The organism is Bradyrhizobium sp. LB11.1 (assembly GCF_040549385.1).
Classification (GTDB): domain Bacteria; phylum Pseudomonadota; class Alphaproteobacteria; order Rhizobiales; family Xanthobacteraceae; genus Bradyrhizobium.
In genome coordinates this window covers 43,105-68,219 of sequence record NZ_JBEPTH010000014.1, presented here as the reverse complement: position 1 = coordinate 68,219, position 25,115 = coordinate 43,105, and the positions used below count along the sequence as shown (strand labels likewise).

Sequence of the window (25,115 nt, the reverse complement as noted above, 5' to 3'; positions counted from 1 at the left end):
TCAGTTCGTTCGTGTTGCTGCGAGCTGCAGCGATGCAGCCTCGGTAGCCCGAGCCTCGGCAGCCCGCCAGGCTGCGCAGCGGCCGAGGATCAGCCCGAAGACGATGAGGATTGCCGGGAAGCCCACCGGCTGGCCGAGAAACAGGAAGCTCGCAAGCAGCGCGAAGACGAGCGCCAGGGCCAACACCTCGTGGCGCGCGAAACCTTCATCGAGCCCGGCGCGGACGAGAAAGGCCACCGCGATGCCCAGCACAACCAGATCATACATGAAGAGATAGGGCGTCGTGAGCAGCGTTGCCGCCGCGAGCATCGCCGCCTTCAGCGCGTAGGGCAGCCTGCTCCGCCACATCACGACCAGCACGACGGCAACCGCTGCCGTCAACACCCACTGGAATATCCATCCGAGCTGCTCGGTGCCGCCGACATAGCGCACCAACGCGAAGATGCTCTGCATCTTGAACCAGGGCGCCCTTCCTTCGGTCAGGAAGGCCTGCGAGAACATCGGAATCCAGTGGAAGAAGGCCTGCCAGCTTTCGGTCCCGAATGCGAGCCAGGACGCCCCTGCGATCGTCACAGTGACGATGGCGGCGGTGAAAAGCACCGTCCACTCGGCGGCGGCGATCAGCACCAGCGGAAACAGCAGTCCATATTGGGGCTTGTAGCTCAGAAGGCCCAAACAGATTCCCGCCAGCACGGGCCGCGCCGGCATCAGATAAAGCATGCCGCCGATCAGGGAGGCGGTGAGGAAACCGTTCTGCCCGACCAGGATGTTGATGAAGGTGGCGGGAGATCCAATCGCAAGCACAAGGCCCGCATTGCGCCCGATGATCGCGCGCATCACGGCCAGATAAGGCACCATGCTGAATGCGGCAAAGCCGATGAAAGCCATCGCATAGGGAAACTGCGCGAGGAAGGAGGCCACGAACAGGAAGGGCGGCGGATAGTGCCAGGCGAAATGGCCGACAAAATCCTGCTTGAGCAGCGCGAGCTCGACCTGCTTCTGGATGTCCCAATCCCAGGCCAGCGCGGGATGGCCCTCGAGCGCCAGTTTCCCGGCCGCCCAGACATTGACGAAGTCCGTCGGGATTCCGCGTCCGTCCGCGCCAAAGATCCACACATGCGTGAGATAGGCCGTCGGAAAATACGCCAGGGTGACGATTGCCAGCACGAAGGAGATGTTGAGGAGCGTGGCTGGAAGTGCGCCGGGACGACCAACAGCAGGCGGGACGGACGAGGCTTCGGCCATGCGGCTTCCTTTGACGCAATACGGTGACGCAGATGCGTGCAAGCCATACACCCGAGTGACTTGAAGGAGGCTTAAGCCTCCTTGACGAATGCCCCGCGCGATGCTTCGGGCAAAGCAAAAAGAGCCCCGTCGATGACAGGGCTCTTCGGTATTCCGTTGATCGTCCGGCTTACTTGAGGCTGGACGAGATCGAGCCGAACTTGGCGTTCAGCGTGGTGCCGAGGTTGTTGACGACGGTGATGATCGCCAGCGCGATGCCGGCGGCGATCAGGCCGTATTCGATGGCGGTGGCGCCGGATTCGTCCTTCACGAAACGCGAAACGAGGTTCTTCATAGACTGCTCCCAAAAGGTACACGAGGCTTCAATGGTCTGGTCTAATCGGCTTCCCAGCGCCGCCCAACCATGGAACCGAACGTAAGGGCAAAGACTTGCGCCGCAGTTAATTCGACTGCGGAAATACGGAACCGTTTGTATGTATTCGACGATGGTAAACCGAAATCTAAAACAATCGGTTAAATTGCAGGGACATGAAGCCTCGCTCTCTCCATTCCCTCCCCCCTTGTGGCAGGGCTATCGCATATGAGGAAAACGCGGCGGGAAGCTCGCTTGTGGCCATCCTTCGAGACGCCCGCCTCCGGCGGGCCCTCAGGATGAGGACGGAGTACGTGGCAGCAATTTCGACACGCAAAGCTGCGTTCAGCCTCATCCTGAGGAGACCGCGGAGCGGTCGTCTCGAAGGACGAGGCGCTCGCTCAGGCCTCGCCAAGCCCATATGCGATAGCCCTGCCGCTTGCGGGCAGGGGCAGGGAGGGGGGTGCCACACGGGGATTCTATCCGTCGCGCACCTGCCATCGGCGCATCATCAACAACGACCACCTTTTCCTGGGCTACCCCTCTCCCTAACCTCCCCCACACGGGGGAGGGAACGGACCTCCATCGAGGCTAGCCGAGTCTCATCGCATCACGCTTCAGTCCCGCCGATTTACCGGAAGTTATGACCGCCATGGTTCAATGCCGCCCGCTCGGCCAACAGGACCAAGAACAAGACGAGGCGGCATGTCCCTATCCTTCACCAACAGCATTGCAGTGCAGAGCCGCGCGCGCGCGTTGGTGCCGCTGTGCGTCGGCGCGGGCGCCTATCTCTTCTTCCTCTATGTCGGCGACACCCTGCTTCAGGACTCCGACTCGTTTTGGCAGATCAAGATCGGGCAATGGATCCTCGATCACCACGCGCTTCCCTATACCGACTTCTATTCGTTCACACGGCTCGGCGAGCCCTGGATATCGACATCATGGCTGTCGCAGATTCTGTTTTCAGTCTCTTATACGCAATGGGACTGGGCCGGCCCCGTGGTCCTCACCGCGCTCGCGATCGCGGCGTCGGCAGCGATCTTCGTCTATCTGCTCGATGCCCATCTCGAAATCCCGCGCTCCGTGCTGTTCGCGATGCTGGCCGTGCTGCTGTCGCTGCACCACATCCTGGCGCGGCCGCACATCCTGGCGCTGCCGGTGATGATCGCATGGGTCGGCATTCTCATGAATGCCGCCGATCGCAAGGTCACGCCGTCCTGGGTTTGGCTGCCGCTGATGTCGTTGTGGGCCAACCTTCACGGCGGCTTCGTGCTCGGCCTCGCGCTGATCGGCCCGATGGCGCTGGAGGCGATCTGGACTCTCGATTCCGGCAAGCAGGTGCGGCTGCTCGCGCGCTGGTTCCTGTTCGGCGTCGCCGCGATGGTCGCCGCCTGCGTCACGCCCTATGGCTGGCGCACGCTGCTGGGCGCGACCAACATCCTCAATCTCGGCGAGCTGCTGTCGGTTATCTCGGAATGGATGCCGGCGAATTTCGCCTCGTTCTCCGCGTTCGAGGCCGCGATCCTGGGCCTGATCGCGATCGGCCTGTTTCGCGGCCTGACGCTGTCGCCGCCGCGCATCCTGCTGATCCTGCTCTTCACCTGGATGGGGCTCACCCATGTCAGGAGCATCGAGGCCTTTGCCTTCCTGGTGCCGCTGGTGCTGGCCAAGCCGCTCGGCGAGACATCGCCGCTGCCACAAACTGACGCGCAGGAGAGCGAGAGCTGGACGGGCCACTACGTCACCGTCATCGGCGCACTGATGATCGCCGCCGCGGCCTGGACCTCGACCTCGATCTACATGTCGCATCACCGCTTCACCTTCACGATGGATCAGACGCCGGTCGCCGCCGTCGACCTGCTCCAGCAACGCAAGGCGCAGCGGATCTTCAACGGCTACCAGTTCGGCGGCTATCTGATCTCGCGCGACGTCCCGGTCTTCGTCGACGGCCGTGCCGAGCTCTATGGCGAGAAGTTCGTGATGGACTTCTTCAAGGCCACCGAGGGCAAGAAGCCCGCGCTGCTGCCGCAGCTGCTTGACGAGTACAAGATCGACGCGACGTTACTGGGGGCCGATACGCCGGGTCCGCAAATCCTCGATCACATCCAGGGCTGGAAGCGGCTTTATGCCGACGACATCGCCGTGATCCATGTGCGGGACGGCGAGCCAGCGGCGGTCGCCCCGGCCAAGCCATGACCATCACGGCCAGCCTTCCGATCGCGCGAGCCCGGCGCAATCTGGCGCCGCTGTGCGTCGCGGCCGCGACCTTTCTACTGCTGCTGGTCAGCGGCGACAGCCTGCTGCACGATCCGGATACGCTCTGGCAGATCAAGGTCGGCCAGTGGATTCTCGATCATCGCGCCGTGCCCTGGACCGACCTCTATTCGCTGACGCGCCAGGGTGAGGTCTGGCTCTCGACCTCCTGGCTGTCGCAGGTTCTGTTCGCGACGACCTATGCCGGATGGGGATGGGCCGGGCCCGTCGTGCTGACCGCGGCTGCGATCGCGCTGGCGATGGGATTGCTGCTGACCTTCCTGCAACGGCATCTCGACCTGCCCTATGCGCTGGTGTTCTGCCTGCTGGCGATGACGCTGGCCGCGCCACATCTGCTGGCTCGCCCACATGTGCTCGCGCTGCCGGTCATGGTCGCCTGGACCGGCGCCTTGATGGCGGCTGCTGACCGCGGCCGCGCGCCGTCCTTCCTGCTGCTGCCGTTGATGACGCTATGGGCCAATCTCCACGGCGGCTTCGTGCTCGGGCTCGCCTTGATCGGCGCAATCGGCCTCGAAGCGCTCTGGCGCGCCGCGCCGGCACGCCGGCTGGCGCTTGCGATGCGCTGGGCCATATTCGGGCTTGGCGCACTGGCGGCGAGCTGCTGCACGCCCTACGGCCTGGACACGCTGCTCGGTGCCGCCCGCATCCTCAGCCTTGGCAAATCCTTCTCCGTCATCGCCGAATGGCGTCCGGCCGATTTCAGCTCGTTCAGCCCGTTCGCGGGCGCGCTGCTCGGACTGCTCGGCCTCGCGCTCACGCGTGGGCTGGCGCTGTCGCCGCCGCGCGTGCTGCTGATCCTCGGCGCCACCTGGATGGCGCTGGCGCATGTTCGCAGCATCGAAACCTTCGGCGTGCTCGTTCCTCTGGTCCTGGCGCAGCCGCTGAGCGGCTGGTTCAGGTCCGCGTCGGATGCACCGCGCGGTTTGCGGATGGCTCCCGGCGCCCCGGCGGCGCTGGCCGCGGTGGCAATCGTGCTTGCGACCGCAACCGCGACGGCGACCTTTGCGGGCCATCATGCCTTTGAATTCTCGACGGCGCAGACGCCTGTTGCGGCAGTCGATGTGCTGACCGAGCGCAAGGCCGCGCGCATCTTCAATTCCTATGGCTTCGGCGGCTACCTCATCGTCCGCGACATCAGGCCTTTCGTCGACGGACGGTCGGAGCTCTATGGCGAAGGATTCCTGATGGACTATTTTGCCGCCGAAGACGGGCGTGACGTCTCCGGCCTGCTGCGCACGCTCGACGACAACAGGATCGACGCAACGCTGCTCACGGTGGATTCACCGGCGGCCCAGATCCTGGATCATATCAAGGGTTGGAAGCGGATCTACGCGGACAAGATCGCGGTGGTGCATGTACGGGACGATGCCGCAGGCGCGGCCGCCACCACATCGAAGTGACGACGCAGCTCATCTTCGATCACGAAAACAGAAAGGTCCCGATCAGCAGGCCCGCAGCAAAAGCGAGAAGCCCCAAAGTGGAGGCTGAAACGATACGGAGGAGGATGCGAACCTGCTCCTCGTACTCCTCTTCCGCGGTCTTGTGGGACTGAGCCGTCATTGCAACTGCCCTGCCATCGCCCAGATTGGGCGAATGTACGCTCGAAATCATGGCCAACGCGAGGCAGCTTAGCCCGCCGCGATGCCCTGTTCGTGATCTGGCGGGCCTCTCTATCAAGGGGGAGGATCATCGAAGCCTCCCATTGATGTCCTTTCAATGGGGGTAGCGGACTGAATTTGCCCACTTGTGTTTCCGCGTCTCGACCCAGCGCACCGAAGGCGGACACCGGCCCGCTATAGGAGCGCAACGCTATTCATTCCAGCGTCGGGACCCGTAGGGCGGGCAAAGCGCAGCGTGCCCACCACCTGTCGCGACTCCCGAGAGGTCGTGGGCACGGCGCTTGCGCGCCTTTGCCCACCCTACGGGAGCGGTGTTGTTGCGAACACCACTGCATCCACATCGTCATTGCGAGCGCAGCGAAGCAATCCAGAATCCCGCCGCGGTGACAGTCTGGATTGCTTCGCTGCGCTCGCAATGACGGAGCTTGCGGTTACAGCTCACGTCCCTCTCGCGTCCAGGATACGAGACCGGAGTTCGATCCAACAAAAAACGCGGCGTTTCCGCCGCGTTTTTCAGTTCAATCTCATTGCAATCACGCCTGCGGCTGCGGCTCCAGGCCGGGGTCCGGATCGGGACGCGGGCGCGGTTTGCCGGCCGGCGGTACGGCTGAGGCGCGCGGCGTGGTCGGCTCGAGCACGGACTCGCGGTTCGGCTTCTTGCCCTTGAGCAGGTCGATGATCTCGTCGCCGGAGAGCGTTTCGAACTCGAGCAGGCCCTTGGCGAGCGCTTCGAGATCGGCACGCTTCTCAGTGAGAATGCGCGTCGCCTCGTTGTAGCCCTCTTCCACGAAACGGCGGATCTCGGTGTCGATCTTCTGGACCGTCGCTTCCGATGCGTTCTGGGTGCGCGACACAGACATGCCCAGGAAAACCTCGTCCTGGTTTTCGCCGTAGGACACGGTGCCGAGCGCCTCGGACAGGCCCCAGCGCGTCACCATCATGCGGGCGAGGCGCGTGGCCTGCTCGATGTCGGACGACGCACCCGAGGTGACCTTCTCGCGGCCGAAGATCAGCTCTTCAGCGACGCGGCCGCCCATCATGATGGCGAGCCGCGAGGTCATCTGCTCCAGAGACATCGACAGCTTGTCGCGCTCGGGCAGCTGCATGACCATGCCGAGCGCGCGGCCGCGCGGAATGATGGTCGCCTTGTGGATCGGGTCGGTCGCGACGACGTTGAGACCGACGATGGCGTGGCCGCCCTCGTGATAGGCCGTCAGCAGCTTCTCTTCCTCGGTCATGACGAGCGACTTGCGCTCGGCGCCCATCATCACCTTGTCTTTTGCTTCCTCGAACTCGGCCTGCGTCACCATCCGCTTGTTGCGGCGGGCAGCGGTCAAAGCGGCTTCGTTGACGAGGTTCATCAGGTCGGCGCCGGAGAAGCCCGGGGTGCCGCGCGCGATGGTCTTGAGGTTGATATCCGGCGCCAGCGGCACCTTGCGGACGTGAACCTTGAGGATCTGCTCGCGGCCGACGACGTCCGGATTGGGCACCACGACCTGGCGGTCGAAGCGGCCCGGACGCAGCAGCGCGGGATCGAGCACGTCGGGACGGTTGGTCGCCGCGATCAGGATCACGCCCTCGTTGGCCTCGAAGCCGTCCATCTCGACCAGCAGCTGGTTCAGCGTCTGCTCGCGCTCGTCATTGCCGCCGCCGAGACCGGCGCCGCGGTGACGGCCGACGGCGTCGATTTCGTCGATGAAGATGATGCAAGGCGCGTTCTTCTTGGCCTGCTCGAACATGTCGCGGACGCGAGAGGCGCCGACGCCGACGAACATTTCGACGAAGTCAGAACCGGAGATGGTGAAGAACGGCACGTTGGCTTCGCCCGCGACCGCACGCGCGATCAGGGTCTTGCCGGTGCCGGGAGGGCCGACCAGCAGCACGCCGCGCGGAATGCGGCCGCCGAGGCGCTGGAATTTGCCGGGGTCGCGGAGGAATTCGACGATCTCCTGCAGATCCTGCTTGGCCTCGTCGACGCCTGCGACGTCCTCGAAGGTGACGCGGCCATGCGCTTCCGTCAGCATCTTCGCGCGCGACTTGCCGAAGCCCATCGCCTTGCCGGCGCCGCCCTGCATCTGCCGCGACAGGAAGATCCAGACGCCGATCAGCGCGATGAACGGAAGCCAGGAGACCAGCAGCGAGACGAACCACGGCACGTTGTCGCCGGGCGGCTTCGCGGTGATCTGCACCTTGCTGTCGTACAGGCGCTTCACCAGCGTCGGATCGCTCGGCGCATAGGTCTGGAAGCTCGAGCCGTTGGTGAAGGTGCCGTGGATGTCCGGCCCCTGGATCACGACGTCGCGGACATGGCCCTGGTCGACCTCACTCAGGAGCTGCGAGAAGGCGATGTCCTGCGAGGAGGCCCGCTGACCCGGATTCTGGAAGAGCGTGAACAACGCCAACAGCAGCAAAACAATGATGACCCAGAGGGCGAAATTGCGCAGATTGGCGTTCATCGATCTTCCTTCGTGGTCGCGCGGATCGCGGCCTCATCCTTGGGCATTACGACGAAATCCCCAAGGAATCCTCATCGTTTGACGTCTACAATTTAGGTGCCGCCCCGGTCGCTGCCAAGGGAACGAGATGGGACTATTTATCCCATCTTAGAGCGATTCCCGCTGAAATAATGGCGGCATAGCCGGGGTTTTTCCTGCCTGGTTAAGGTGTCCTGACCCTCGGTTGAGGTGTCCTGACGGCGGCCCTGCGGAAACGGCCGGTGTCATGATCCGCCCTCATCACCGCTTCGGGCCCCTTGGAATTCCCCTTTGACTTCCCCTTGGGGACCGCCGCGCCGGCGCGGGCGCGATGTGGATACGCCCGCGGGCCAAGCTGATCAAGGCTCCCGCCAGGGTCTGCTTCAGGATGGCACGGCCATTTGCGGGGGAACGGGAGCGAGCCGCCACGCCCTGATCGAGCATGGCCTGATCGAGCGCGGCCAGGAGGGTCTCAACCTTGCCGAGTTCCGCCGGCCCCTCGTGCCCGAGCGCGTCGATGGCCCGCAGAAGCAGCCGCAACCGGACTTCTTCCGGCAGGGTGGCGAAGGCTTCTGCTTCGAAGGAGGTTTGGGCCTCGAAACTGCGAACGCCCGGCTGCGGCGCATCGCCGCGATCCCGCAAACGGAGGAAGCGCTCGGCGCCGTCGGTCAGCACCTCGACGGCCGCATTGGCACGGGCGAGCCGCGCCGACAGCCGCACCAGCGTGCGGGCATCGCCGCCCTCCGCGGCGAGCTGCGGCAGCAGCGCCCGCAACCGCGGCCGCGTGAAGGCTGCGTCGCGATTGGTGGGATCGTCGGCAAAGCCGATTCCAGCCCGCTTCAGGGTCGCGATGAGCTGCGATTTCGGAACGTCGAGCAGCGGGCGCGCCAGCACGAGACCGTCGCGAGTCGTGAGCCGGGCCATCGCCGACAGCCCGGCGATGCCGCTGCCGCGGACGAGCCGCATCAACACTGTCTCGGCCTGGTCGTCCCGGGTATGCGCAGTCAGCACATGGCTCGCGCCGGCTGTGCGCGCCGCATGCGCAAGCAGCCGGTAGCGGGCTTCGCGCGCGGCGGCCGGCAATCCTGTTGCCGGCTTTGGACCGCGCCAGCGCAGGGTCCGGTGCGTCAATCCGAGCTCGGCCGCGAGCCGTTTGACCTCACGCGCCTCGCGCGCCGCCTCCACCCGCAGGCCGTGATCGACGGTGACGACGGTGAGTTCCGGGCCGCGGCCAAGACCGCGGCGCCAGCGCGCGGCGAGCCACATCAGCGCGACCGAGTCGGGGCCGCCGGAGACCGCGAGCACCAGCGCCGGCGCAGATTTCAGCTCGGCGAAGAGCTGCTTCGCCGCGCGTGCGGAGATCGGAGAATTGTCGTCGTCTGACATGACGCCGCAATTTAGCGCAGCGCCATCGGCGTTGTCAGGTTCAAACGCCTCGCATCAACACTTCGTCCGCTTCTGCTCGCGGTCGACGGCGGCCTTCACACTGGCCGAGGCGCGCGGATATTTGCGGCCGACCTCGCCGAAGGCGGCGCAGGCGGCCTCCTTCTCCTTCAGCGCGGCGAGCGACTGGCCGAGCCGCAGAAGCGCATCCGGCGCCTTCGCCGATTTGTCGTATTTGGTGGTGACGGTGAGGAAGGCTTCCGCGGAATCGCGATATTGCTGGCGCTGGAAATAGCTTTCGCCGAGCCAGTATTGCGCGTCCCCGAGCAGCGGGTCGCTCGGATATTTCCCCGCAAAATTCTTCATGGTCTGCTCGGCGAGCGCGTAGTCCTTGCGCTGCATATAGCCGATGCCGAGGTCGAACTCGTCGCGCGGCGTCGCCGAGGGCGGCAGGGTCGTGAGAGCCGGACCACCGGCCTGCGCGGGATTGCCCTGCTGTGCCGGCGGATAGCCCGGCTGCGCCGGCGCTGCGGCCTGCGGATAACGGCCACCATTGTTGCTGAGATCGAGCGGCGCGCCGGCGTCGCGGCCGCCGGGCGCACCGCCCTGAGCTCCCACTGACATCGGCTGCTGGCCGCCGCCGAGCGCGCGCGGCGCGCCGGGCGAATTCGGATTCTGGCTCGGGTCGAACGCATCGCCGCGGCGGCGCGTGCCGGGGGCGCCGGGGCCCGGCTGTTCCTGAACGATCGGCGCGGGAGCCGCGATCTGCGGCTGCTCGTAATTCGGCTGCGCGGCTTGTTGCTGCTGCGGAGGCTGCTGGCGATAGCCAGGGGCGACCTGAGCGGGCGGCGTGGCCGCGACGTTAGGCTGTGCCGGCGCCTGTCCGGGCGCGCCGCCCTCGAGCGCCCGCAGCCGATCCTCGAGCTGGCGATTGCGATATTGCAGCTCTTCGTTCTGGCCGGTGAGCTGGCGCAGCTGGTTCTCGAGCCGCTCGATCCGCATCTCGGGGTCGCCGTCGTCCGACTGGGCGAAGGCTGGCGCGCACACAGAGAGCAGCGCGGCGAACGCCACGGTGCCGGTAATTCCCTTGAATTTGGATGACATCTTGCCCTGACGACGAATGCGACGCGGCGCGCGGCGGATCATTCGCCGCGGCACACAATGAGGAAGGGAGTACGCCAAAACTGTGACTGCCACCAAGGGGTTTCTGTCACAGATCGCTGAAACGAAACCGGCGCCCGAGAGGGCGCCGGCATAATCGGTTTCTGAAGATGAACGGCGCCTGACCGGGTGTCAGGAGCTCGCGTTCAGCACGGTCACAGCGCGACGGTTCTGCGACCAGCAGGAGATGTCGTTACAGACGGCGACGGGGCGCTCCTTGCCGTAGGAGATCGTGCGCATGCGGTTCGCATCGATGCCACGCGAGGCAAGGAACGAGCGCACCGACTGGGCGCGGCGGGCGCCGAGCGCGATGTTGTATTCACGGGTGCCGCGCTCGTCGGCGTGACCTTCGATGGTGAAGGAGTAGCGCGGATAATTCTGCAGCCACTGCGCCTGCTTCTCGAGGGTCACGATCGCCTGCGGGGTCAGATCGGTCTGATCGCTCTCGAAGAACACGCGGTCGCCCACGTTCACCACGAAGTCCTGCTGGCTGCCCGGCGTCGCCGCGCTCGCGTTCGCGTCCATACCCACGTTCTTGTTGGCGCAAGCGCCCATCGACAGAGCGATGGCAAGCACCGCGGCCAGCTTCAATCCCTGGAGGGTACGCATAGGATAATTCATTCCGGAGCCTCCACGCTCACGTTCGTCCACTGCTGTCCGGTCTACAGGGGGTTGGTTAAGCGAACGTTCCGTCAACCTTGACGGAACCTTGCCCCAGCCGATCAAATGCCCCCAACCAGCGAAAAGCAACCGCCATGGTTAATGGGTTGTAAATGTGGCGCGAGGGTGAAGGCAAGCCGTGTCGGCCGCAAAAACGCCAAGTCTGCCGGAATTTTGGGCCTTGGCCGAGGCAGCCTGCGGAACGTCGCTGACGGACGGAACCGCGGTCAGCCCAGGGTGGCCACCGGAGCGGGACTGAGGGGGGCTGACACGATAACCGGCCGCGACACAACGTGGCGCTGACTGTTGCGGTCGAACAGCATCCGCCGTTCGAACGCGCTCGAGCGCATGATGGGAAAGCGTGTCAGCACCTTTTCCCGAAGGTTCCTGAAATCGGACGCCATCAATGACGTCTTCATCGTATGCCAGCCCGGAAACGCGCGCGGTTCGGCGACGGGCTCATGCAAAAACACGCGCCGGTAAAATGGCTGGTGATCGGGACGCACCATCGCCAGGCCCGTATCGGCATTGAAATACTCGCAAGCCAGGTAGGCCAGCCGCAGGGTCAGATAGGGGAGTTCCGGGAGTCCCCTGGCTTTGTCGGGATCGGCAGCAAGCCGGGCTGGATCGACGAAAACCTCGCCCCGATCGAGCCGCCTGTGGAGAACATCGCCATACAATTCGGTCGAATAGGATAAGCGGCATTCCCGCGTCAGGACATGGATGCGGACTGAACTGCACAGCTCTCCGTCGACGTAAACGCCGAATATCCAGACATTGGCCGCGTCGTCATAGACATCGCGGACCTGGCAAGTCTCTGATGGCAAGATCAATCCGCCATTCAGATATGCCCTGTAGCGCAGATGGAAGATCGAATCTCTGTCTTCGGGAGCCTCGATTAGCCGATAGTCGATGCGATCGAACAGCGCTGCCCCGCGTACCGGCGAAGGCCTGCGTAGCTCGACTTCAGACGACATCCGTTACTCCAAACTTCCAAACAACTTACGCGAGTACAAAAAGATTAAAGGTTTCTTAATATAATTGCAAAGCCTTAGAAAGGTTAGGGTTAACCTTTTGGCTACCGGAAAACCACGGGTTTGGTCTGGTATGTCGGGAAAGATCGAGCGTCGCTCGAAGCTAGGCGAGCGATCGCGAGGAGACCAGGATCAACTGCTCCGGCAAGCGATTGCCATGCGAAGCATTGAGCAATTGACGGACCCGCACAGCCGGGACCGGGCGGCTGAACAGATAGCCTTGTCCTTCCGTGACCGTGCCATCGGCGCTGACGAGCTCAAGCTGCTCGCTGGTCTCGATGCCCTCGACCACGACCGCCATGCCGAGATCGGCGGACAGCCGCGCCACGCCGCGCAAGAGCGTCAGCGGGCGGTCGGTGTCGATGCCCTCGAGGAAGGAGCGATCGATCTTGACCTTCTGCATCGGGAAGTTGTGCAGATAGCTGAGGCTCGAATAGCCCGTGCCGAAATCGTCCAGGGAGATGCGCACGCCGAGCGCGTGTAGCTGGGACAGGATATCGTGGGTGAGCTGCGTGTTCCGCAGCAGCGAGGATTCGGTGATCTCGATCTCGAGGCGGTGCGCCGGCAGCCCCGACACTTCGAGCGCGTAGCGAATCTCGCTCAGCACGTCGCGCTGGTGGAATTGCTGCGGCGAGAAGTTCACGGCGACGCTGACGCCCTCCGGCCATTTCATGCATTCCATGCAGGCGCGGCGCAGGATCCAGCGGCCGAGATCGACGATCAGGCCCATGTCCTCCGCGACCGGGATGATGTCGACCGGCGAGACCGTGCCGCGCACCGGATGATTCCAGCGCAGCAGCGCCTCGCAGGTGGAGATCTTGCCGGACTTCAGATTGACCAGCGGCTGGAAGAACAGCTCGAATTCCTCGTTGGCGAGCGCCTTGCGCAGGTCGAGTTCGAGGATGCGGCGGGCCTCAACGGTGGCCGCCATCTCGTCGCGGAAGAAGCAAAAGGTGCCGCGGCCGTCGGCCTTGGCGCGGTAGAGCGCCATGTCGGCGTTCTTGAGCAGCGTGTCGGCGCTGACGCCCTCGGACGAGGTCAGCGCAATGCCGACGCTGGCGCCGATCTCGACCAGGTGATTGTCGATCCGGTAGCGTTCGCTCAGGCGCTCGACGATGCGGCGGGCAAGGCTCGCGGCATCCTCGGCCGCGCTGATATCCTGCTGGAATACGACGAACTCGTCGCCGCCGAAGCGGGCGACGAAATCCTCCGGTCGCAACATCTCGCGCAGGCGGTTGGCGACCGCACAGAGGAGCTGGTCGCCGCAGGGATGACCGAGCGTGTCGTTGACCTGCTTGAACTGGTCGAGGTCGACGAACAGCAGCGCGGACAACCGATCGGAATGACGCGAGGCCTCCAGCAGGGATTCGATCACGTTGCGGAAATGGACGCGATTGGGGAGCGCCGTCAATTCGTCGTAGCGGGCAAGATGCGTGATCTTGGCCTCGGCGTTGCGCCGCTCGGTCACGTCCTCGAGCAGCACCACTGCGCCGCCGTCGGCCATCGGCTGGACCGTCCAGCAAAATGACCGGTTTCTCTGCATGTCGGGATCGGCGGTCACGATCTCGTTCGCATGCGCGTTCTCGATCTCGGCGACGATCATCTCGCCGCTCACAGCCGAGATGGAGCCGGAGCCGACGCACGCGGTCATGATATCGCGCGCCGTGGCGCCCGCCCGAACGAGATCGTCGGGAAGGTTCAACATCTCGCTGAACCGGTGATTCATGACGGCCAGCTGCCTGTCGACACGGAACATGCACAGACCGTGCGGCATGTTGTTCAGGGCAGTATCAAACTGGCCGGCAAGCGCCGCTTCGCGTTCACGCGCCACGACCGCCCGCATGAATATTTTGTGCAGATTGGCAGACAGCTGCATGATCGCAAGCAAGAATGCGGCGCTTACGAACGCCATGGCGATGTAATAAGGCGTGCCGCGCAGCGCCAACGCGATCACCGGCGGACCAAATTGAAGCACGGCCTGCTGATGAAATATCGATGGTCGCCCGTACGCCCTGCCCGCTCCTCCCGCCACGATCCCGGTGGTGACGGATAAGGCAATCAGGTGGACGACTGCATCATCAGTGCTCAACAGGGCGGTCGAGCACCATATACCGATCGCAGCAGCCTGGATCAGCGCTCCGATTCTATAGCGCTTCTGCCACCTGGCCGCTTCATCGGCGGTAAGAGCCGACTTGCGGGGATCGAAGCGCCGGAGATCAAACACCCGGATCGCGCCCGCCACGACAAGAAATAGGACGCACGCCCAAAGCAGGCTTTGCCCCGTCTTCAGCGCGGTCAGGCTTGCTGCAAACGCGACGAAGACGATGCCTGCGAACAGCGGGCCGGACGCCTCAAACAGCGAATCGATCACGGCCGCCGAATGATTCGGCGAGCGCTTTTGATCGATCTCTCCGGTCTGGCTTGCGAGCTGCATTTTGGTTTGTACGCGCGTCCTGCTTGACGTGTACTTTTACCCAGACCAGATGAAGCCTTTCTGAGGGAACATCGTTAAAGTCGAGTTGTTTTTCGGCAATAGCGAAACTGTTTCTGCTGAAATATCAAGCAACTAGGCAAGCCTTGCCGGGCACAAGGTGAAGGAAAGCTTGCCGCGCACGCAAAAACCCGAAAAATCGGCGCTCTCTTTCCCAAGAACACCGCGCGTCGGTGGACGCGCGCGCGCGTTCTATTGGCCTGCGGTCGCGGACAGCAGCGGCGACCACGCTGGATCGGAGGCGAAGCCCGGCGTCGGCACCTTCAGCTCGTTACGGCCGGAGATGTCGACGGAGAACAACGACGGTCCGCCATTGCCGCCGGGATCGCGGAAGAACATCAGCACGCGACCGTTCGGCGAGAAGGTCGGGCCTTCATTGTGAAAGCCGGAGGTGAGCAGCCGCTCGCCGGAGCCGTCCGGTTTCATGACGCCGATCGAGAACTGCCCACCGCCCTGTCTGGTGAAGGCGATGTAATCGCCGCGCGGCGACCACACCGGTGTCGAATAGGTGGCGTTGTTGTCGTCCTTGGAAAAGGAAATGCGCTGGGCCTGTCCGCCGCCCGCCGCCATCACATAGATCTGCGACCTGCCGCCACGATCGGACTCGAAGCAGATGCGGGTGCCGTCCGGCGAGTAGGACGGAGACGTGTCGATCGCCGGCGTGTCGGTGAGGCGCGTGGTCGAGCGCGAGCGCAAATCCATCGCGAACAGGTTGGAATTGCCGCCCTGCTGCAGGCTCATGATCACGCGCTGGCCGTCCGGCGAGAAGCGCGGCGCGAAGGTCATGCCGGGGAAGTTGCCGACGATCTCGCGCTGGCCGGTCTCGATGTTGAAGAGATAGACCTTCGGATCGCCCTGCCCGAATTCCATATAGGTGATCTCTTGCGAATTCGGCGAGAAGCGCGGCGTCAGCACGAGGTCGGCGCCGCGGGTCAGATAGCGCACATTGGCGCCGTCCTGGTCCATCATCGCAAGCCGCTTGACGCGGCGCTCCTTCGGCCCGGACTCGTCGACGAACACGACGCGGCTGTCGAAATAGCCCTTCTCGCCGGTCATCTGCTCGTAGATCTGGTCGGAGATGATGTGGGCGATGCGGCGCCAATATTCCGGCGAGGTGAAATATTGCTGGCCGGCGAGCTGCTGGCCGGTGACGACGTCCCACAGGCGGAATTCGGCCTTGAGTCGGCCGTCCTGCTGCCGCGTCATGCGGCCGGTGACGAGCGCCTGCGCGTTGAGGGTCTTCCAGTTCTGGAACTGCGGCGCAACGTCGATGTTGGTGATGCGCTCGATGAAGGCGGCCTGGTCAATCGGGGCAAACAGGCCCGAGCGCTTCAGATTGTTGGTGATGACCTGCGTGACGCCGTTGCTGACATCGCCGTCGGCGGGCGACCCCGGCACGAAGTTGGTGATCGCGATCGGGATCGGACGGAACTCCGTGGGATCGATGCGGAGCCGCCCCTGCTGCGGCTGCTGGGCGAAGGCCTGTCCGCCCCCGAGCAGCGCGAGCGTCGACCCGGTCAGGGTCATGAAGCGGCGGCGGTTGATCGATCGGACGTCATTCATCGGAAAATTCTTTTGTTCGGATGTCACAACATGTCTTTTAGGCCGAAAGTCATCGGAATGAGCTTCCAGGTATCGTATTGCTGCTTCGGCAGGAAGGAATAGACCTGGCACTGCACGATGGCCCGCCTTGCGCTCTCCGCCACCGCCTGGGCGATCGACCGCGACGGTCCTCGCACTGCGACGATGACGGGTTCGGACGCGAGCGATCCGTCGATTTTCATGGGAATGTCGATGTCGGCTTCGTACTGATTGGCGTCCTGCCCGTTGTAGGTAGGCGTGAAGCAGCGCTTGACCGCGCCCTGAAATGCACCTTGCCAAGTTGCGACATTGGCGACTGCGGTCCCGGACGTCGAGCCCAAAGCGGCGGACGCATTCAGCGCCGATCCCGAGAGCTCGTGCCGGGTCGCAGCACGCTTGTCGAGGTCGCGCTGAATCTGCGCGGGGTCGAAGCTGCGCTCCTTGGGCTTCGGCTGCTGCTGCGGCTGTACCGCCGCGACCTTTTGCTCCACCGGCTTGGGCGGCGGCTTCTTGGTCTCCAGCTTCTTCTGGAGTTCCGCAATCGGATCTTCCTTGGCCGGATCAGGCTTCTTCTCCTGCGGCTTCGGCTCATCCTTGGGCTTGGTCTCGGCAACCGGCTTCGGTGGATCGGGCTTCTTCTCGACCGGCTTTTCGACAGGCTTCGGCGGCGTATCGGGGGTCGAGTTGGTCTTGATCAGCTCTTTCTTCTCGGTGACCTTGCCGACGGCGTCTTCCTCGGGCTTGGCCTCGGCGATCTTTTCGACCTTGGGCTTCGGCTCTTCCTTCTTGCCGGTCTTCTGCCCGTTGGTGATCTGCGCGAGCTGGTCGGTGGAGATGATGTCGATCGGAAGCGACTCTTCCGGCGCGATGAAGGCCTTGCTGCTAAAGGTGAGCAGCCCCCATCCAATCACGAGGACGTGGAGAGCAATCGACGCAACAAGTGTCTTGTCGACGTTCACCTTCACCGGCTTAGGACCCCTGATCCGATTCCGTGACGAGTGCCAGCTTCTTGAATCCGGCACCCGACAACTGGCCCATCACCTTGGCCACGGTGCCGTAATCCGCCTTCTTGTCGGCGCGCAGATAGATGCGCTCCTCGAGCCCGCCACGCGCATCCGTGATCGCCTTCAGCTTCGGGATCAGCTCGTTGATCGCGATCTCGGCGTCGTTGATGAACACCTTGCCATTGATGTCGACCGACATCTGGATCGGCTTCTGGTCGTTGGTCTCGAGGCTCTTGGCCTGGGTTTGCGGCAGGTCGAGCGGCACACCGACGGTCAGCAGCGGCGCCGACACCATGAAGATGATGAGCAGCACCAGCATCACGTCGACCATCGGCGTGACGTTGATCTCGGCCATGACCGGCTTGCGCCGGCTGCGACGGCCGCCGCCTCCGGACGAACCCGCGACGTTCATGCCCATGGTCTGGTGCCCAATCTCGCCTTCACCCTATACATACCGTCCGTCAGCCCCGCTCGTCGATCTGGCGAGACAGGATGGCTGAAAATTCATCAGCGAAGCCCTCGAGCCGCTGGGCCTGCCGGTTCACCTCGGAGGTGAACTTATTGTAGAAAATAGTGGCAGGAATGGCGGCGATAAGGCCGACCGCGGTCGCAAACAGCGCTTCGGCGATGCCGGGCGCCACCACCGCCAGAGAGGTATTTTTAGACGCCGCGATCGACTGGAAGCTCGACATGATGCCCCAGACCGTGCCGAACAGGCCGACGAAGGGGCCGGCGGAGCCGACGGTCGCGAGCACGAGAAGCCGGCGTTCCAGCCGCTCGACCTCGCGCGAAATCGAGACGTTCATGACCTTGTCGATGCGCATCTGGAGACCCGCAACCGAGCGGGCGTGGCTCTCGAAGGAGCGCTTCCACTCGCGCATCGCGGCGACGAAACAGGCCGCCATGGAATGGGTCGGCTTGGCCGAGAGCGTGCGGTAGAGCTCCTCGATCGACTCGCCGGACCAGAACGCCTGCTCGAACCGATCCATCGAACGCCGTGTGCGCGCGTAAAGAAAGATCTTGTCGATCGCGATGGCCCAGACCCAGACCGAGCAGGACAACAGGCCCAGCATGACGCATTTCACGATCCAGTGAGCCTGCCAGAACAGCGCGATCAGCGACACGTCGGCGGAGGCGGCAACCGGGAGGGCGGACTGAGCCACGTCGGCCGGATTCATCAGCAGTATCCTCTCAAGACGATCGTTTTCTGGCGATCGTTACCTCTGTCCCGGCCTGCAAATGGCGGCCGGTTCCCCAACAGCCGCGCTAGCACCGGCGCGGCCGGCAAGCCCGCTCAAAGCCTTGTCTTTCTGGAGTGCAGGGGCTTGTCCAAAGCCGCCGCCTGCATTCCCTGCCAAGATGTCAAAACTAAGGGCCTCGACCCATGGCCTTGACCTCGGGCTTTGGGCGCGATTGTCCGCGCTTACCAGAGCCCGGCGATGGTTAATGCGGGGTTACCGGGGGCGAATTTGACTGCGGGAAAGGTAAGCGCCGCAGGCGGTTGGCGGGGGTGTTGGACACATGGAGGCTGTCGGCCCCGCGCGAGCTGCGTGCCCGCCCCCTTGCGGGAACAGGGAGGGTCAGGGGCACCCACACGGCACACTTTTCCGGTTGGCATTCTCGCGGCGCGTTTCGTCCGTGCGGGGCGCGCGCCGCATCCGAAATTCGGTAAAGGAGAAGTCGAAAGGATCATTATGCAGTTTGTGCCATCCGCGACGGAACTTCACCTCGCGATCGGCGACACAGCTCTCTTGTTTTTGTCTGTAACGCGCCTGAGAGTGTCGATGGGCTGCCCGTCAACCGATGGTGGTGACGCATGAGCTGCCCGTCATATGGGAGGTCTTCATGGAACAGATTCTGATCAACCTCGTCTCAGGTGCGCTTGGTGGAGTTGGCGCGGGCAAGTCTTCGCCGACATTTGATCTCGGAATGGCTGGGAACGTCATTTCCGGTCTGGTCGGTGGTGGCGTGCTCGGCCAGATCGTGACGTTGTTGCTTCCGTCCGTCATGGCCGCAGCGCAATCGGGAAATCTGAGCGTTGGCGGCGTCGTGTCACAGGTTGTCGCCGGTGGCGCCGGCGGGGCAATTCTCACCGCGATCATTGGCGCCATCAAGAACAAGGCTGCCGCCTGATCCGTCGGACGCGATCTACCACTTCTCCTTCGAGGTCCGCACGTCGAGCTCGAACGACCAGGCCCGCTCGGGCTGACGGTAGAGGAAGGCGAAGGCGTCGACGATGCCCTCGATGTCGATCAGGCTGTCCTCGCGGCCGGCCGCATCCGGAAACCGCGTAAAGATCTTGTCGCCGGCTATCGCGCCGTCGACCACGACATGGCCGACATGGATGCCGTCGGGCGCGTATTCCTTGGCCATGGCCTGCGCCAGCGTGCGCACGCCTGATTTGGCCGAGTTGAATGCGCCGTAGCCGGATCGCCCGCGCAGCGAGGCGCTGGCGCCGGTGAAGAGCAGCGTGCCGGTCTTCTTCGGCACCATGCGGCGCGCCGCTTCGCGGCCGAACAGGAAGCCGCCGAAGCAGACCACGCGCCAGGCATTCTCGAAATACTCGGCGTCCATCTCGATGATCTTTCCCGGCGTGTTGTTGCCGGCATTGTAGATCGCGAGGTCGAGGTCTTCGCCGGCGGCATCGAACAAGGCGGTGATGTCGCTCTCCCGGGTCGCGTCCGCGACGACGGGCGTGGCCACACCGCCGGCCTTCGCGATGTCATCCACGACCGCCCGCAACGCCGACTGCGTCCGGCCCGCGACGATCACCTTGAGCCCCTCGGCCGCAAAACGCTTGCAGAGCCGGGCGCCAAGGCCGCGTTCCGGTCCGACGCCGATCACGATTGCCGTCTTCATTGCACGCTCCGACAATTGAAAGCTGATGATGGGTCATGGTTCACGCCGCAGAAGCAGGCTCCGGACAATTGGTGAGCCGCGCGGGATTGCCGACCGCAGTGCAGCCGCCGGGCACATCCGACGTCACGACCGTACCGGCGCCGATCTTCGCGAAATCGCCGATGCTGATGTCGCCAAGAATGGTCGCGCCGGCACCGATATAGATGCTGTGCCCGATACGCGGCGAGCGCGTCGGAAGTTCACCACGTCGGCCGATGCTGACGTTCTGAAGGATGGTGACCTCGTCGCCGATCACGACATTGGCGCCGATCACGATGCCGGTGGCGTGGTCGAGATAGACAGCCGATCCGATCTGGGCGGCGGGATGAATGCTGACTTGCAGGACGTTCGACGCCTCGTTCTGAAACAGCAGCGCCGCATCGCGATGGTCATGACGCCAGAGCCAGTTCGAGACGCGCCAGGCTTGCAGTGCGACATAACCCTTGAAATGCAGCAACGGCGTCAACAGGCTGGCGATGGCTGGATCGCTGCGCACGATCGCCTGCAAATCGCGACCGGCCGCTTCAATCAATTCGGGTGAGCCGCGAAAGGCGTCGAGAGCAAAGGCGGTGAAACGCGCACGCTCCGTGGCACCACCGCCGAGCCTGCGCCCGATCAGATCGGCCAGGGCGGCGGTAAAATCGTCATGGAGGAGAACGGTGCCAAGGGATTTGCCAAAGACAGGATCGGCCGCCGTCGCGCGCTGCGCCTCGTCGCGTATCGTCTGCCAGAGACGGTCGTTGGTCGCGGTCGCAACTGCCATCGTCGCCGCCTCCGGTATTTTAGCACTCACATATCGAATATAGGCCGTGGGCAGGCCGCGCGCCACGCCGCGGCAGCGGCGCCCCGAGCACCATGCCGCAGGCCCCCGTGCGGCTACGAGCTTGCAAGCCGGGCATCCGCGACCATATAGTCCCCGAAACTTTTGGCCGACTTTGGGTTGGCCGGGGATGTCCACGTAGGGCATCTCGTTCAAGCCCCGCGGTGGTCCGCCATCCGCGGGTTTTTCGTACCCGGCCGCCATCGGCGCAGCCGAAACGAATTACGCTCACGCAAGGTCACGCCAAGACATGTCGCCCAACGCACCAGCCGACGACCACCACGACGTCATGTACCCCTCCGCCATACCGTTCGTGCTGGTCCATCTCGGCTGCTTTGCGGCGATCTGGACAGGGGTCACCTGGCAGGCCGTTGCAATCTGCATTTCACTGTATGTCGTGCGCATGTTTGCGATCGGAGCAGGCTACCACCGCTATTTCTCGCATAAGGCTTTTGCCACCGGCCGGGTGTTTCAGTTCATCCTGGCCTGCCTTGCGCAAAGCACCGCGCAGAAGAGCGTGCTGTGGTGGGCGGCCAAGCATCGGCATCATCATCTGCATTCCGACACCGAACACGACGTGCATTCGCCGCGTCAGCGCGGCTTCCTGTACAGTCATCTCGGCTGGATCTTTTACCGGGAGCACGATGCGACCGACCTCGTGAAGGTCGGCGATCTCGCAGTCTATCCGGAGCTGATGTGGCTGCATCGGGTGGAGCTTCTGCCGGCCGTTGCGCTTGCGGTGCTCTGCTTCCTGGTGGCGGGCTGGTCGGGTCTGGTCGTCGGCTTCCTGTGGAGCACGGTGCTGGTCTACCACGCGACCTTCTGTATCAATTCCCTGGCCCACGTGCATGGACGCAAGCGCTACGTGACGGGCGACGATTCCCGCAACAACTGGCTGCTGGCGTTGTTCACCATGGGGGAAGGCTGGCACAACAACCACCACGCCTACCAGAGCAGCGTGCGACAAGGTTTCTACTGGTGGGAAATCGACCCGACCTATTACGTCCTGAAGGTGCTGTCCTGGTTCGGCGTCGTCTGGAACATGAAGGCGCCGCCCGAGCAGGTGCTGCGCAACGAGCAGCCGCTCGGCGCGCGGGTCATCAATCGCGCAGCCCGCGAGCTTGCCGGGCGGTTCGATGCGCCAAAACTCGCGCACGCGATCTCGTCGGCACTGCACCGGGCCGATCCGGCCCAGTTGCAACTGCCGACGCTGCACGACATCCTCAATCGCGCACATGACGGCGTCGATGCGTTGACGCATCTGCATCTGCCGAAGATTCCGACCCGCGACGAGTTTCTCGCCGAGGCGAGGGCGATGTTCGCGCGAACGCGATCACTCAACGAGATCGTCGATCACGCCTACGAACATTTCCTGACGTCGGTGCGCGCGCAGCTCGTGACGGTGCGCTGAAGCTGGCGGCCTGGCCCGACCTGAGAAATGCAATTGCCACCGGAATGGAACCCCCGAACCGACCGAACAGCGCGCTGGCACGCTCCAGCAGCACGACGCGCTGGTTGATCTGCTTGCGTTCGGCGTTGGTCATGGTCGGACCCGTTGGCGCGGGAGGCGCTGTCAGGGTTTAGTCGTGCCTCGTGGGAAGCGGGTTCTATGGCACCGGGCGATCGTGAGCGTGGTCGTAGACGACACCGCATAGCCCCCAAAAACCAAACCGCCCGCCTGCGGAGTGCGCAGGCGGGCGGCTCGGGGCCATCAGGACTTTGGGGGCATGCGCCTGAAGGCTTTGAGAGGTGTCAGCCCTTCAAGATCAGCCCTGCTGCTGGTCGGTCGGCGGCGGGGTCGGACGCGTCTTGTGCTGCGCCATGAACTGGTCGAACTCTTCCTTGTCCTTGGCGTGACGCAGACGGTCGAGGAAGTTCTTGAACTCGACCTGTTCTTCCTCGAGCCGCTGCAGCGTCTCGGTGCGGTATTCATCGAAGGCTCGGTTGCCGCTCGAAGGCGGCCCGAAACCGAAGCCGAAGCCGCCGCGCTCCATGCGGCCGCGCATGCGGTCCATTTTGGACTGCATCCGCTCCATCTTGTTCTGCCAGCGATCCTGGTGGCTCCAGCAACCCATTTTTCTGCTCCCGAGTGTGAAAAAGAGAAGGGCAAGTCCGATCGGCCACCAGATGATGAAGCCGAGGATGGTCACGGCGATCCAGCCGGGATGCCATGGCGTATCGAGCATGCGAGGTCGCTCGTATTGTTGCTGTTGGTCAGAGGGGCCGCGCCAGCGATTGACATCAGCGGTGTAGGCCATTTCCCATCTCCATCACGGCATGAATGCCGTTGTGAATGTAAATAACATTTACATAGCTAAATCATCCCGCGATTTTGTCAAGCCGGCGGCCTGACACGGTCTCGGAATTATTTGCGCAACTTTATTTCGGCTTGCCCCAAGGACCACCTGGAGTGCCAACCGGCGGGACTCCGGAACCGGAGGGAGCCTCCGGCGGCACCGGCGGCGGCTCGGCGCTTTTCGCCTGCGGCCGGCGGTCGGTCGGGAAGCCGAGGCCGCGCAGATAGATCAGTACCTCGGCTTCGAGCAGTTCGTCCGGCGACATCGGCAACTTGCGCCGCGCCGCATCCCCGCGCGAGAACAGCGAGGCGACGCCGTGCGCCATCGACCAGATATGCAGCGCCATCATCATCGCCGGCGGACGCGGTGCACCGGGCGGGGCGAGCGCCGCAAGGCGCTCTGCGGCGGCGCGAATGACGTTAAAAGCGCGCTCGCTCGCGGCCTGCAGCGCCGGATTGGCATCGACCGGCAGACCGGATTCGAACATCGCGTTGTAGAAGGCAGGCTCCTCGCGGGCGAAGGCGAGATAGGCCCGGCCGACGCGTTCGAACGCGGTGACGGTGTCCGGGCGCCCGTCGTCCCACGCCGCCGTAAGACGCGATTCGAACTGCTCGAAGCCGCGCTGCGCGATCGAGGACAACAGCTCGTCGCGGTCGCGAAAATGCCGGTAAGGCGCCGCCGCGCTGACGCCGGCCATGCGCGCGGCATCGGCAAAGGTGAAACCGGCCGCCCCCTTCTCCGCGATCAGCCCGAGGGCGGCCTGCAACAGGGCTTCCTTCAGATTGCCGTGGTGATAGCCGCGCTCGGCGCGACGCTGCTCCTTGCGCCAGCTCATGTGAACGACTTTTACATGAGCCGGGCGTGAAGGTCACTAGCGGCGATGGGGTGTGATTAACCCGTACTTCCACGGATCACACCGGACCGATGCGTCGGCGTCGAGCCCGGACACGGCCCAAAGTTACATCTGCGGAATGGTCAGGACCGGCATGACTTCGACCGCCTCGCCGGGAAAGATCGCGAAGTGCGGATGGTTCTCGAACAGTTTCGCAGCAGCCTCCTGCGAGGCAGCCCGCACCACCGTGAAACCGGTCAGCGCATTGCTGACCTCGGTGATGCCGCGGGCGTCGATCTTGCGGGTCTTGCCGAGCGGACCGCCGATCTCGACGATGACGTCCTTGTGCTTCTCGACCCAGCCGTGCCACGCGGCCATGCCTTCCCGTTCCTTCGCCTTCCGTTCGGTCTCGGGAAGCGCATTCCAGGCCGCCATTTTCGGCCCGGACATGCTGCCAAGATAGACGGCGAGGAATTTGTGTTCTGCGCTCATCGGTTCGCTCCCTTGTTGATGGATTGACGACAGCCGCGATTCCAACGCGACCGCTGTGACTAGCTCTTCAGACCGTCGAAGCCAGCGGCGGCCGCCTGCACCTCCGGCGGAAAGTCGGACATTTCCTGCACCTGGCGGATCTCGATGATTTCGCTGGCCGAAGCCGGGCACTGCTTCGCCCAGGCGATGGCCTCCTCGCGCGAGGCGACCTCGATCATCCAGTAGCCGCCCAGCACTTCCTTGGCTTCCGCGAAGGGACCGTCGGTCACGACGGGCAGGCCGGTGGCAAACGAGACGCGGGCCCCCATCGACGGCGGATGCAGGCCGTCCAGCGTGATCAGGACGCCGGCATCCTTCAGCGCCTCGTTGTAGCGCATCATCGCGGCGACGCGTTCGGGATCGAGTTGCACGTCCGCCGGCGCGGTCTCGTAGCCGAGCGGGATCATCAGCATCATGAATCGCATGCGGTTCCTCACTTGCCTCGTCATTAAGACGAAC

At 64.0% G+C, this 25,115-nt stretch carries 22 protein-coding genes; 4 read left to right on the top strand and 18 right to left on the bottom strand.

Annotation, left to right across the window (positions count from 1 at the left end):
- Both ABIA96_RS29150 and ABIA96_RS29145 read right to left on the bottom strand, forming a co-directional pair.
- Positions 1–1,245, bottom strand: a complete 1,245-nt coding sequence (locus ABIA96_RS29150; protein ID WP_354140489.1) for a glycosyltransferase family 87 protein — start codon at positions 1,243–1,245, stop codon at positions 1–3.
- Between the two features lie 169 nt (positions 1,246–1,414).
- Positions 1,415–1,579: a Flp family type IVb pilin gene (locus tag ABIA96_RS29145; protein WP_045002731.1), complete on the bottom strand. Its 165-nt coding sequence runs from the start codon at positions 1,577–1,579 to the stop codon at positions 1,415–1,417.
- Between the two features lie 723 nt (positions 1,580–2,302).
- Between ABIA96_RS29145 and ABIA96_RS29140 the strand changes: the two genes are divergently transcribed.
- Together ABIA96_RS29140 and ABIA96_RS29135 are read left to right on the top strand one after the other, a co-directional pair.
- Entirely contained in the window at positions 2,303–3,793 is a 1,491-nt protein-coding gene (locus ABIA96_RS29140; protein ID WP_354140488.1) for a hypothetical protein, read from the top strand.
- Complete coding sequence (locus ABIA96_RS29135; RefSeq protein ID WP_354140487.1) at positions 3,790–5,271, top strand: hypothetical protein; 1,482 nt, start codon at positions 3,790–3,792, stop codon at positions 5,269–5,271. The genes ABIA96_RS29140 and ABIA96_RS29135 overlap by 4 nt, the downstream gene beginning before the upstream one ends.
- A 752-nt stretch (positions 5,272–6,023) precedes the next feature.
- Here ABIA96_RS29135 and ftsH read toward each other — a convergent pair.
- The 10 genes from ftsH to tolQ all read right to left on the bottom strand — a co-directional run bounded on the left by ftsH (position 6,024) and on the right by tolQ (position 18,456).
- Positions 6,024–7,946 (bottom strand): ATP-dependent zinc metalloprotease FtsH, encoded by a 1,923-nt coding sequence (ftsH, locus tag ABIA96_RS29130; RefSeq protein ID WP_354140486.1) that lies wholly within the window; start codon positions 7,944–7,946, stop codon positions 6,024–6,026.
- 279 nt (positions 7,947–8,225) lie between these two features.
- The gene (gene tilS, locus ABIA96_RS29125; protein ID WP_354140485.1) at positions 8,226–9,350 is read right to left on the bottom strand and encodes a tRNA lysidine(34) synthetase TilS; all 1,125 of its coding nucleotides are present in this window, start codon (positions 9,348–9,350) and stop codon (positions 8,226–8,228) included.
- 54 nt (positions 9,351–9,404) lie between these two features.
- Positions 9,405–10,451 carry a tol-pal system protein YbgF gene (gene ybgF, locus ABIA96_RS29120; protein ID WP_354140484.1) on the bottom strand — a complete coding sequence of 349 codons (1,047 nt, stop codon included), beginning with the start codon at positions 10,449–10,451 and terminating at the stop codon, positions 9,405–9,407.
- Between the two features lie 189 nt (positions 10,452–10,640).
- Entirely contained in the window at positions 10,641–11,129 is a 489-nt protein-coding gene (pal, locus tag ABIA96_RS29115; protein WP_354140483.1) for a peptidoglycan-associated lipoprotein Pal, read from the bottom strand.
- A 266-nt stretch (positions 11,130–11,395) separates the two neighbouring features.
- Positions 11,396–12,145 (bottom strand): N-acyl amino acid synthase FeeM domain-containing protein, encoded by a 750-nt coding sequence (locus ABIA96_RS29110; RefSeq protein WP_354140482.1) that lies wholly within the window; start codon positions 12,143–12,145, stop codon positions 11,396–11,398.
- A gap of 160 nt (positions 12,146–12,305) precedes the next feature.
- Complete coding sequence (locus tag ABIA96_RS29105; RefSeq protein WP_354140481.1) at positions 12,306–14,636, bottom strand: putative bifunctional diguanylate cyclase/phosphodiesterase; 2,331 nt, start codon at positions 14,634–14,636, stop codon at positions 12,306–12,308.
- Positions 14,637–14,885: 249 nt separating this feature from the next.
- Positions 14,886–16,256 (bottom strand): Tol-Pal system beta propeller repeat protein TolB, encoded by a 1,371-nt coding sequence (tolB, locus tag ABIA96_RS29100; protein WP_354140480.1) that lies wholly within the window; start codon positions 16,254–16,256, stop codon positions 14,886–14,888.
- A 23-nt stretch (positions 16,257–16,279) separates the two neighbouring features.
- Positions 16,280–17,239 carry a cell envelope integrity protein TolA gene (tolA, locus tag ABIA96_RS29095; RefSeq protein ID WP_354140479.1) on the bottom strand — a complete coding sequence of 320 codons (960 nt, stop codon included), beginning with the start codon at positions 17,237–17,239 and terminating at the stop codon, positions 16,280–16,282.
- Between the two features lie 4 nt (positions 17,240–17,243).
- Complete coding sequence (tolR, locus tag ABIA96_RS29090) at positions 17,244–17,696, bottom strand: protein TolR (RefSeq protein ID WP_354140478.1); 453 nt, start codon at positions 17,694–17,696, stop codon at positions 17,244–17,246.
- Between the two features lie 43 nt (positions 17,697–17,739).
- Positions 17,740–18,456, bottom strand: coding sequence for a protein TolQ (gene tolQ / locus ABIA96_RS29085; protein ID WP_354140477.1), 717 nt, complete (start codon positions 18,454–18,456; stop codon positions 17,740–17,742).
- Between the two features lie 667 nt (positions 18,457–19,123).
- On the opposite strand from tolQ, the gene ABIA96_RS29080 reads away from it, so the two are divergent.
- Positions 19,124–19,411 (top strand): hypothetical protein, encoded by a 288-nt coding sequence (locus tag ABIA96_RS29080; RefSeq protein ID WP_354140476.1) that lies wholly within the window; start codon positions 19,124–19,126, stop codon positions 19,409–19,411.
- A gap of 15 nt (positions 19,412–19,426) precedes the next feature.
- Here ABIA96_RS29080 and ABIA96_RS29075 read toward each other — a convergent pair whose 3' ends face one another.
- Both ABIA96_RS29075 and ABIA96_RS29070 read right to left on the bottom strand, forming a co-directional pair.
- Positions 19,427–20,137 carry an SDR family NAD(P)-dependent oxidoreductase gene (locus ABIA96_RS29075; protein WP_354140475.1) on the bottom strand — a complete coding sequence of 237 codons (711 nt, stop codon included), beginning with the start codon at positions 20,135–20,137 and terminating at the stop codon, positions 19,427–19,429.
- Between the two features lie 40 nt (positions 20,138–20,177).
- On the bottom strand, positions 20,178–20,939 hold the full coding sequence (locus ABIA96_RS29070) for a serine acetyltransferase domain-containing protein (RefSeq protein WP_354140474.1): 762 nt from the start codon (positions 20,937–20,939) through the stop codon (positions 20,178–20,180).
- A gap of 307 nt (positions 20,940–21,246) precedes the next feature.
- Here ABIA96_RS29070 and ABIA96_RS29065 point away from each other — a divergent pair, with 307 nt between their 5' ends.
- Complete coding sequence (locus ABIA96_RS29065; protein ID WP_354140473.1) at positions 21,247–22,407, top strand: acyl-CoA desaturase; 1,161 nt, start codon at positions 21,247–21,249, stop codon at positions 22,405–22,407.
- 355 nt (positions 22,408–22,762) lie between these two features.
- On the opposite strand, the gene ABIA96_RS29060 is transcribed toward ABIA96_RS29065, so the two are convergent.
- From ABIA96_RS29060 to ABIA96_RS29045, 4 genes are all read right to left on the bottom strand, one after another.
- Entirely contained in the window at positions 22,763–23,254 is a 492-nt protein-coding gene (locus ABIA96_RS29060; RefSeq protein WP_354140472.1) for a DUF2852 domain-containing protein, read from the bottom strand.
- A 121-nt stretch (positions 23,255–23,375) separates the two neighbouring features.
- Positions 23,376–24,128: a TetR/AcrR family transcriptional regulator gene (locus ABIA96_RS29055; protein WP_354140471.1), complete on the bottom strand. Its 753-nt coding sequence runs from the start codon at positions 24,126–24,128 to the stop codon at positions 23,376–23,378.
- 123 nt (positions 24,129–24,251) lie between these two features.
- Positions 24,252–24,617 carry a YciI family protein gene (locus tag ABIA96_RS29050; RefSeq protein ID WP_354140470.1) on the bottom strand — a complete coding sequence of 122 codons (366 nt, stop codon included), beginning with the start codon at positions 24,615–24,617 and terminating at the stop codon, positions 24,252–24,254.
- Between the two features lie 59 nt (positions 24,618–24,676).
- Positions 24,677–25,081, bottom strand: coding sequence for a YciI family protein (locus tag ABIA96_RS29045; protein ID WP_354140469.1), 405 nt, complete (start codon positions 25,079–25,081; stop codon positions 24,677–24,679).
- Positions 25,082–25,115: the final 34 nt, after the last annotated feature.

What these genes read in the sequence shown, in the direction of transcription:
- ABIA96_RS29140 (WP_354140488.1), top strand. Translation starts at nt 2,303, where the DNA reads ATGTCCCTATCCTTCACCAACAGCATTGCAGTGCAGAGCCGCGCGCGC.
- ABIA96_RS29045 (WP_354140469.1), bottom strand. Translation starts at nt 25,081, where the DNA reads ATGCGATTCATGATGCTGATGATCCCGCTCGGCTACGAGACCGCGCCG.
- ABIA96_RS29150 (WP_354140489.1), bottom strand. Translation starts at nt 1,245, where the DNA reads ATGGCCGAAGCCTCGTCCGTCCCGCCTGCTGTTGGTCGTCCCGGCGCA.
- ABIA96_RS29060 (WP_354140472.1), bottom strand. Translation starts at nt 23,254, where the DNA reads ATGGCCTACACCGCTGATGTCAATCGCTGGCGCGGCCCCTCTGACCAA.
- ABIA96_RS29145 (WP_045002731.1), bottom strand. Translation starts at nt 1,579, where the DNA reads ATGAAGAACCTCGTTTCGCGTTTCGTGAAGGACGAATCCGGCGCCACC.
- tilS (WP_354140485.1), bottom strand. Translation starts at nt 9,350, where the DNA reads ATGTCAGACGACGACAATTCTCCGATCTCCGCACGCGCGGCGAAGCAG.
- ABIA96_RS29075 (WP_354140475.1), bottom strand. Translation starts at nt 20,137, where the DNA reads ATGAAGACGGCAATCGTGATCGGCGTCGGACCGGAACGCGGCCTTGGC.
- ABIA96_RS29105 (WP_354140481.1), bottom strand. Translation starts at nt 14,636, where the DNA reads ATGCAGCTCGCAAGCCAGACCGGAGAGATCGATCAAAAGCGCTCGCCG.
- ABIA96_RS29050 (WP_354140470.1), bottom strand. Translation starts at nt 24,617, where the DNA reads ATGAGCGCAGAACACAAATTCCTCGCCGTCTATCTTGGCAGCATGTCC.
- ABIA96_RS29055 (WP_354140471.1), bottom strand. Translation starts at nt 24,128, where the DNA reads ATGAGCTGGCGCAAGGAGCAGCGTCGCGCCGAGCGCGGCTATCACCAC.
- ABIA96_RS29110 (WP_354140482.1), bottom strand. Translation starts at nt 12,145, where the DNA reads ATGTCGTCTGAAGTCGAGCTACGCAGGCCTTCGCCGGTACGCGGGGCA.
- ybgF (WP_354140484.1), bottom strand. Translation starts at nt 10,451, where the DNA reads ATGTCATCCAAATTCAAGGGAATTACCGGCACCGTGGCGTTCGCCGCG.
- ABIA96_RS29080 (WP_354140476.1), top strand. Translation starts at nt 19,124, where the DNA reads ATGGAACAGATTCTGATCAACCTCGTCTCAGGTGCGCTTGGTGGAGTT.
- ftsH (WP_354140486.1), bottom strand. Translation starts at nt 7,946, where the DNA reads ATGAACGCCAATCTGCGCAATTTCGCCCTCTGGGTCATCATTGTTTTG.
- tolB (WP_354140480.1), bottom strand. Translation starts at nt 16,256, where the DNA reads ATGAATGACGTCCGATCGATCAACCGCCGCCGCTTCATGACCCTGACC.
- ABIA96_RS29065 (WP_354140473.1), top strand. Translation starts at nt 21,247, where the DNA reads ATGTCGCCCAACGCACCAGCCGACGACCACCACGACGTCATGTACCCC.
- pal (WP_354140483.1), bottom strand. Translation starts at nt 11,129, where the DNA reads ATGAATTATCCTATGCGTACCCTCCAGGGATTGAAGCTGGCCGCGGTG.
- tolQ (WP_354140477.1), bottom strand. Translation starts at nt 18,456, where the DNA reads ATGAATCCGGCCGACGTGGCTCAGTCCGCCCTCCCGGTTGCCGCCTCC.
- ABIA96_RS29135 (WP_354140487.1), top strand. Translation starts at nt 3,790, where the DNA reads ATGACCATCACGGCCAGCCTTCCGATCGCGCGAGCCCGGCGCAATCTG.
- tolR (WP_354140478.1), bottom strand. Translation starts at nt 17,696, where the DNA reads ATGGGCATGAACGTCGCGGGTTCGTCCGGAGGCGGCGGCCGTCGCAGC.
- ABIA96_RS29070 (WP_354140474.1), bottom strand. Translation starts at nt 20,939, where the DNA reads ATGGCAGTTGCGACCGCGACCAACGACCGTCTCTGGCAGACGATACGC.